The organism is Vibrio sp. R15-SG3-ISO1B (assembly GCF_059833835.1).
In genome coordinates, this window is record NZ_JCBDGG010000046.1 from 42,696 (window position 1) to 51,086 (window position 8,391).

Genomic DNA, 8,391 nt, shown 5'->3' on the forward strand with positions numbered 1-8,391 from the left:
TGACTTATTGTGCTTGAACGCGAAGTTCAGCAGCGCTACGACTTTGGTGACCAAGCAAGGTATTCAGATCCGCTGCTTGAGGTTTAACTAGGTAGAACTTCGGAATCCATTCATCAAAGTTCGCTAGGATATGCTCGGCATGTGCCGAACCGGTTTCCTCCAAGTGCTCGGCAATTAAGCCGCGTAGATGCTCTTGGTGGATATAGAGGTCGGCCAACGAAATCGCTTCTACCGACTCGTTATTCACTCGCCCTGCAAAGTCTTGATTATTATCTAGTACATAAGCAAAACCGCCCGTCATACCCGCGCCGAAGTTGACGCCTGTTGCGCCAAGAATCGCGACGATGCCACCGGTCATGTATTCACAAGCGTTATCACCCGCGCCTTCGATGACGGCAATGGTACCTGAGTTACGCACCGCAAAACGCTCACCCGCCGTTCCTGCAGCAAACAGTTTGCCGCCTGTCGCGCCATATAGGCAGGTATTGCCTATGATGGTCGCTTCATGGCATTTGAACGCCGTACCCAAGTGAGGTTTGATGACCAGTTTGCCACCTGCCATCCCTTTACCCACGTAATCGTTGGCATCGCCCGTGAGGATTTGTTCAACGCCGCCAGCGTTCCAGACACCAAACGATTGACCCGCTGTACCATCAAGGTAAATCTTGATGGGCGTGGCGGCCATGCCTTGGTTGCCATAGCGTTTGGCGATTTCGCCCGACAGACGTGCGCCCACTGAGCGATCGGTATTGATGACATTGTAGAAGAAGCTTGCGGGCTGCTGCGCTTCGATTGCGCTCATCGCATCATCGACCATCTGTTGGTTTAAGTGCGCTTTGTCAAACGGCGCGTTCGGCTCAGTCCAAAACAGCGGATGGTCTTCTGGAGAAACCGGTGCTTCGAGGATATTCGATAGATCCAGTTTTGCTTGTTTCGCCGTCATCCCTTCCACCGCTTGCAGCAGATCGGTGCGGCCAATCAGATCCGTGAGTTTTTCAACGCCCAACTCGGCGAGTAAGCCTCGCACTTCCTCAGCAAGGCCGGTGAAGTAATTCATTACCTGTTCGGGTAGGCCTTTGAAGTATTGATTACGCAAGGTTTCGTCTTGTGTCGCGACGCCCGTAGCACAGTTGTTTAAGTGACAGATACGCAGGAATTTACATCCCATCGCAACCATAGGCGCAGTACCAAAACCAAAACTCTCCGCACCGAGTATGGCCGCTTTGACCACATCGAGACCGGTTTTTAAACCGCCGTCGACTTGTAGGCGAATTTTATGACGCAAACCATTTGCGACCAGTGCTTGTTGGGTTTCCGCTAGACCGAGCTCCCATGGGCTGCCCGCGTATTTCACTGAGGTGAGTGGGCTGGCGGCGGTTCCGCCGTCGTAGCCAGAGATGGTGATAAGGTCAGCGTAAGCCTTTGCCACACCGGTGGCGATAGTGCCCACTCCCGGCTCAGAGACCAACTTAACGGAAACCAAGGCCTTTGGATTGACCTGTTTCAAATCGAAAATCAGCTGTGCCAAATCCTCGATGGAGTAAATGTCATGATGAGGTGGCGGTGAAATCAGGGTCACACCTTGGACGGAATAACGCAGTTTGGCAATTTCTGCCGTCACTTTGTGCCCGGGCAGCTGACCACCCTCACCGGGCTTGGCACCTTGCGCCACTTTGATTTGCAACACATCAGCATTGGTCAGGTAGTGGGGCGTCACGCCAAAACGGCCTGAAGCAACCTGCTTAATGCGTGAGTTTTTCTCGGTACCAAAACGGCGAGGATCTTCACCGCCTTCCCCAGAGTTGGAGTAGCCGCCTAGTCGGTTCATCGCCGTAGCCAGCGCTTCGTGCGCTTCGGGGCTTAGAGCGCCAATGGACATGGCGGCAGAGTCGAAGCGCTTGAATAGCTCCGTTGTTGGCTCAATGCGCTCAAGTGGCAAAGGCGACTCGGCTTTTTTCAACGTCATCAAGTCACGCAGCATGGCAACCGGGCGCTCGTTCACTTGCTTGGCGTAGCTTTGGTAATCTTGGCTCTCGCCAGAGCGCACCGCTTTTTGCAATGTGCCGACGACATCCGGGTTGTAGGCATGGTATTCACCACCATGTACGTATTTCAGTAGCCCGCCGTGGTCGATAGACTTACGCTTCGCCCACGCTTTGCGCGAGAGATTAAAGAGGTCTTGTTGGAAGTCGTCAAAGTTGGCGCCTTGAATGCGCGTAGTGACGCCTTTAAAGCACAATTCGACCACGTCTTTGTGTAAGCCGACCGCTTCAAACAGCTGCGAGCAGCGATAAGAGGCCACGGTTGAAATGCCCATCTTGGACATGATCTTATACAGACCTTTATCAATACCGTATTGGTAATTCTGCATCACTTCTCGGTAGCTCTTTTCTACCGCACCGTCATCAATGAGTTTGCCTAGCGCTTCGTAGGCCAGGTAAGGGTAGACAGCGGTAGCGCCGAAACCGAGCAGTACCGCGAACTGGTGTGGATCGCGCGCGGTTGCTGTTTCGACGATGATATTGGCATCACAACGTAAGTTGGCATCGATAAGACGGGTTTGTACCGCACCTACTGCCATGGCTGCAGGAATCGGCAAACGGCCTTTGACTAATGCGCGGTCTGACAACACCACTAACACCGTCCCTTCACGCACGACTTGCTCAGCCTGTGCACATAAATCATCAATCGCTTGTTTGAGATCTTTCTGAGTCGGATCGTAGTTGATGTCTAAGATGGTGTTGCGGTAGTGGTCATCATCAAGCCCAAGCAACTGCTGCATGTCTGAGTAAAGCAGAACCGGAGAGCCAAACGTGACTCGATGGGCGTGACCATCGGTTTCACAAAAGACATTCATCTCTTGGCCGATACTGGTCGCCAATGACATCACGTGCTTTTCGCGCAGTGGGTCGATAGGCGGGTTGGTCACCTGAGCAAATTTCTGTCTAAAGTAATCGGTCACTAAGCGCTCTTTGGATGACAGCACTGCCATTGGCGTGTCATCACCCATAGAGCCGACGGCTTCTTGCCCCATATCGCCGAGTACGCGCAGCACTTGATCGACTTCTTCGTTACTCATCGCAAACTGCTTTTGATACGTCTTTAAAAGATCGTTATCGAAGCTCCGTTGGCCGACTTGATCGTCTGATAACTCAGCAAATGGCGTCAGCTTGCGAACGTTGTGCTCCATCCATTCGCGATAAGGGTGACGGCTCTTGAGATCGTTGTCGATCTCGCTCGATTGCCACAACTTGCCTTGGCGTGTATCAATCACCAAGAGCTCACCGGGGCCGACACGACCTTTCTTCGCCACTTCATCCGGGGCGTAGTTCCAAATGCCGACTTCAGAGGCGAGGGTGATCAGCTTATCTTTAGTGATCACATAGCGGGCAGGGCGTAAACCATTGCGGTCTAAGTTACACGCCGCGTAACGTCCATCGGATAGAACGATGCCTGCTGGGCCATCCCAAGGCTCCATGTGTTTGGAGTTGAAGTCATAGAATGCGCGCAGTTCGGCATCCATATCTGGGTGGTTTTGCCATGCAGGCGGCACGAGCATACGCATCGCGCGGAAGATATCCATTCCACCAGCAAGGAACAAGTCCAGCATATTGTCTAGACTCGAGGAGTCTGAACCGGTTTCATTGACAAAAGGTGCCGCCGTTTGCAAATCCGGAAGAAGCGGCGAGGCAAATTTGTACGCACGTGCGCGCGCCCACTGGCGGTTGCCTTCAATGGTGTTGATTTCACCATTGTGCGCCAGATATCTAAACGGCTGCGCTAATGGCCAACGAGGTTGGGTGTTTGTAGAAAAGCGCTGGTGGAACAAACAGATAGCCGATTCCATGCGCAGATCCGCTAAGTCGAGGTAAAAGCGCGGTAAATCTGCTGGCATACACAGACCTTTGTAGACAAGGACCTGAGTCGACAAGCTACAAATGTAAAAATCGCTGTCATCGTGAATCTGTTTTTCGATGCGGCGGCGTGCAATATAGAGGCGGCGCTCAATGTCGCGCTCACGCCAACCTGCCGGTGCTGAAATAAACACCTGCTGAATGTTCGGTAATGAGTTTAACGCGATGGGACCAAGGACCGCAGAGTTGGTCGGTACTTCGCGCCAGCCAGCGACTGATAAGGTTTCTTTGGCTAACTCTTTGTTAATAATGTCTTTTGCAGATTGTGCTTTGACCGGGTCTGGGCTGAAAAAAATCATCCCGATGGCGTATTGTTTACCGAGATTGAAGCCTTTCTCTTTGGCGATCAGGCGCAGATAGGAATCGGGTTTTTGCAACAACAACCCACAACCATCGCCGGTTTTTCCGTCGGCGGCGATGCCACCACGGTGGGTCATGCGATCCAATGCTGAAATTGCGGTACGAACTAGCTTGTGGCTAGGTTCACCTTCCATGTGTGCAATTAAACCAAATCCACAGTTGTCTTTTTCAAGACGAGGATCATATAGAGCCATTGCAATTCTCCCTTTGCTTCGCTGTCTTCCAGACAGTACTACCAACGTATCCAGCTTGAACTCAAAAAGGGTTGGTAAATATGACTAACTATGCTTTCAAGTTGTTAAATTTTGCATAAATATACACAAAATTATCTTTTATTATTTTACAAAATTGGATGAATTCATTTTCATCGACTTCACAACGTATAGCTTATGATGAAAAAGGTCAAGTTTTTGGTGAATGATCACGCTAGGTGACTATTTACCAAGTAATTGACTAAAAAAAGTACGTCAAATCAGAGGGATAGAATTCTTATTGTTACATTTTTGTAACAATGGAAGTGTGAGGGATAAAAAAGACCAGCACAATGTGCTGGTCAACTGGATAGGTTTGGAAGGATGTCAGTGTAAGCGGTTATGCAGAAAGCATAAGTGAATCCGCTTTCGCTTCAAGGTGGGTTCCCCCCATCAGGTACTGGTCGATAGCACGTGCACACTCTCGACCTTCATTGATACAACGTACCACCAAAGATTGGCCGGTACGCATATCACCTGCGGCAAAGACACCCGCTTGATTGGTGGCGAAGTCTTGTGTCGCGACGTTGCCACGCTCATCAAGCGCTACATCAAGCTGAGCAAGAACGCCGGTCGGTTCTGGATGCAAGAAACCCATCGCCAAGAACGCCATATCACATGGAATCACGCGCTCGCTGCCTTCGACTTCTTTGAAGATCGGGCGCTCACCCGGTTTGGCGTCTTGCCAAACAATGTCAGCGATACGCAGACCGGTGACGTCACCTTGGTCATTACCGATAAACTCTTTGGTCAGAATATTCCAGTGACGATCAACGCCCTCTTCGTGTGAAGTCGAGGTACGTAGGATCATTGGGTATTGTGGCCAAGGCATGTTCGCTGGGCGTTTCTCTGGTGGAATCGGCATGATTTCGACCTGGGTGACGCTGGCAGCGCCGTGACGGTTAGAAGTACCGACACAGTCTGAACCTGTATCACCACCACCAATCACCACCACGTGTTTACCGGCGGCATGAATATCTTCACCTTTGAGATCCATGTTGTTGGCACGGCGGTTATTTTGTGCGAGAAACTGCATCGCAAAGTACACACCGTTAAGCTCGCGCCCCGGGACTGGCAAGTCGCGCGGTACGGTTGAACCACCGGTGAGCAACACCACATCGTACTCTTGACGAAGCTGCTGAGCGTTGACATCAACCCCCACGTGTTGGTTGACTTTAAACTCAACGCCCGCTTCGGCCATCAGGTTGATCTTGCGATCGATCACTTCCATGCTCAGTTTAAAGTCTGGAATGCCAAAGCGTAGCAATCCGCCCACTTTTTCATCACGCTCAAACACGGTGACACTATGGCCAGCGCTGTTCAGCTGCTCGGCTGCCGATAGACCCGCCGGGCCACTGCCGATGATCGCCACCGTTTTACCTGTGCGAGAGCGTGGCGTTTTCGGTTTGGCGTACCCTTCACGATACGCCGTTTCTACGATGGTTTTCTCAATGTTACAGATGGTGATAGGGTCTTGGTTGATCCCCAATACACACGCGCTTTCACACGGTGCAGGGCAGACGCGACCAGTAAACTCTGGGAAGTTATTGGTGGAGCTTAGAATGTTCCACGCCTCTTCCCAGCTATCACGGTACACAGCATCATTGAACTCAGGAATGATGTTGCCAATGGGGCAGCCGTTATGACAAAACGGTACACCACAGTCCATGCAGCGTGATGCTTGCGTATTGATCTTGCTACCAAATTCGTCGTTCAGGACGAACTCTTTGTTGTTCTTGATGCGCTCTTTGGGGTCGATCTTTTGTGGAAGTTCACGACCATGCTCTAAAAATCCAGTCGGCTTACCCATTACACTGCCTCCGTTTCTGCTTGTTCTGCCTCAGCTTGACGTTTTTGAAGCACCGCTTTGTAGTCACGTGGCATGACTTTCACCATCGCCGCTAAGCTTGCTTCAAAGTTGTCTAAGAAAGACTGAGCTACTTCACTTCCTGTGAATTGAACGTGTTTCGTCAACATATCTTGTAAGAAGGCTTTATCTTCTTGTTCGATAGGATCCAAATCGACCAACTCTGGGTTGAGTTTGGATTCAAAGTCACCCGACTTATCCCAAACGTAAGCGACACCGCCACTCATGCCAGCGGCAAAGTTGCGACCAGTCGATCCGAGGATAATCGCCACGCCACCTGTCATGTATTCACAGCCGTGGTCACCCACGCCTTCGACAACTACTTTCGCGCCCGAGTTACGTACACAGAAGCGCTCACCAGCCATACCGCGAATGAAGGATTCTCCGGAGGTTGCTCCGTAGAAACAGACGTTACCTACCACAATGTTGTCTTCGGCAATAATGCTTGATTTGGCATCTGGGTAGAGCACCAAGGTACCGCCAGATAGGCCTTTACCCCAGTAATCGTTCGCATCTCCTTCGACTTCAAATTTGACGCCTTTCGCAAGGAACGCACCGAACGACTGGCCAGCACTACCGGTAAACTTAACGTTCATCGGTTGAGGCAGACCTTGATCCTTGTACACCTTGGAAATCTCGTTAGACAACATGGTGCCAGCAGAGCGGTCAGTGTTGACGATCGGGAACTCAGCGTTGACCGCTTCGCCTTTTTCGAGCGCAGGGATCGCCGCTTGAATCAGTTTACGGTCAAGCACTTGCTCTAGGTTGTGATTCTGTACGGTCTGGTTGTAGACGCCGTCTTGCTCACGCGGTTGCTCAACGTGTAGCACAGGAGACAAGTCTAAGTTCTTGTATTTCCAGTGCGATACGTCTTGGCGAATCTTCATTTTCTGACCTTGACCGACCATCTCATCAATGGTTCTAAAGCCAAGTTCTGCCATGATTTCACGCAAACCTTGTGCCATGTATTGGAAGAAGGTCACGACGTCTTCGACGCGGCCGTCAAAACGCTCACGCAGCGTTTTGTTTTGTGTCGCGATGCCCACAGGACAGGTGTTCTTATGACACTTACGCATCATAATACAGCCTTCTACTACCAGCGCAGCGGTCGCGACGCCCCACTCTTCAGCGCCCAGTAATGTGGCGACAGCGAGGTCACGAGGTGTTTTCATCTGACCATCCGCTTGAACGACGATACGGTTACGTAGGCCGTTTTTCAGTAGCGTTTGGTGCGTTTCCGCCAAACCTAATTCCCAAGGAAGGCCCGTATGGCGAATCGATGACATCGGAGAGGCACCGGTACCGCCGTCGAAACCTGCGATAAGCACAACGTCTGCTTTGGCTTTCGCAACGCCTGAGGCAATCGTGCCGACACCCGCTTCGGAGACCAATTTGACGTTCACACGGCCAGCGCGGTTCGCGTTCTTCAAGTCGTAGATCAGCTGAGCCAAATCCTCGATAGAGTAAATATCGTGGTGTGGCGGTGGAGAAATCAGACCGACGCCCGGTGTTGAGTGACGAGTGGCGCCGATCCAATCATCGACTTTGTCACCCGGAAGCTGACCGCCTTCACCCGGTTTCGCGCCTTGCGCCATCTTGATTTGCAGTTCATCTGCGTTAGTGAGGTAGTATGAAGTCACCCCAAAGCGACCAGACGCGACCTGCTTGATAGCTGAGCGTTCCCAGTCACCGTTTTCTTTGCGCTCAAAGCGCATTGGGTCTTCACCACCTTCGCCCGAGTTAGACTTCGCGCCCAATCGGTTCATCGCAACGGCCAGTGTTGAGTGCGCCTCGTAAGAGATCGAACCAAACGACATCGCGCCGGTAGCGAAGCGTTTCACGATGCTTTCAATCGGTTCTACTTCGTCGATGGGAATTGAGCCTGCTGGGTGCTTAACAAACTCCAACTGGCTACGCAGCGTCACCGCGTTGTCGCCTTGCTTATCCACCGCGGCCGCGTATTGCTTGAATTGATCGTAATCTTTGTTGCGTGTTGATT

The 8,391-nt window shown here is 51.5% G+C and carries 3 protein-coding genes; all 3 read right to left on the bottom strand.

What is annotated here, in order from left to right; translation table 11 throughout:
• Positions 1–4: 4 nt before the first annotated feature.
• Entirely contained in the window at positions 5–4,468 is a 4,464-nt protein-coding gene (gene gltB / locus AC6R0S_RS14320; protein WP_500638185.1) for a glutamate synthase large subunit, read from the bottom strand.
• Between the two features lie 397 nt (positions 4,469–4,865).
• The gene (locus AC6R0S_RS14325) at positions 4,866–6,335 is read right to left on the bottom strand and encodes a glutamate synthase subunit beta (RefSeq protein WP_500638186.1); all 1,470 of its coding nucleotides are present in this window, start codon (positions 6,333–6,335) and stop codon (positions 4,866–4,868) included.
• The coding region (locus tag AC6R0S_RS14330; protein ID WP_500638187.1) for a glutamate synthase-related protein at positions 6,335–8,391 on the bottom strand (2,057 nt) is incomplete at its 5' end. The genes AC6R0S_RS14330 and AC6R0S_RS14325, both read right to left, overlap by 1 nt.

Bases quoted from the DNA above. Each gene is read 5' to 3' on its own strand.
- gltB (WP_500638185.1), bottom strand. From the start codon at position 4,468: ATGGCTCTATATGATCCTCGTCTTGAAAAAGACAACTGTGGATTTGGT.
- AC6R0S_RS14325 (WP_500638186.1), bottom strand. From the start codon at position 6,335: ATGGGTAAGCCGACTGGATTTTTAGAGCATGGTCGTGAACTTCCACAA.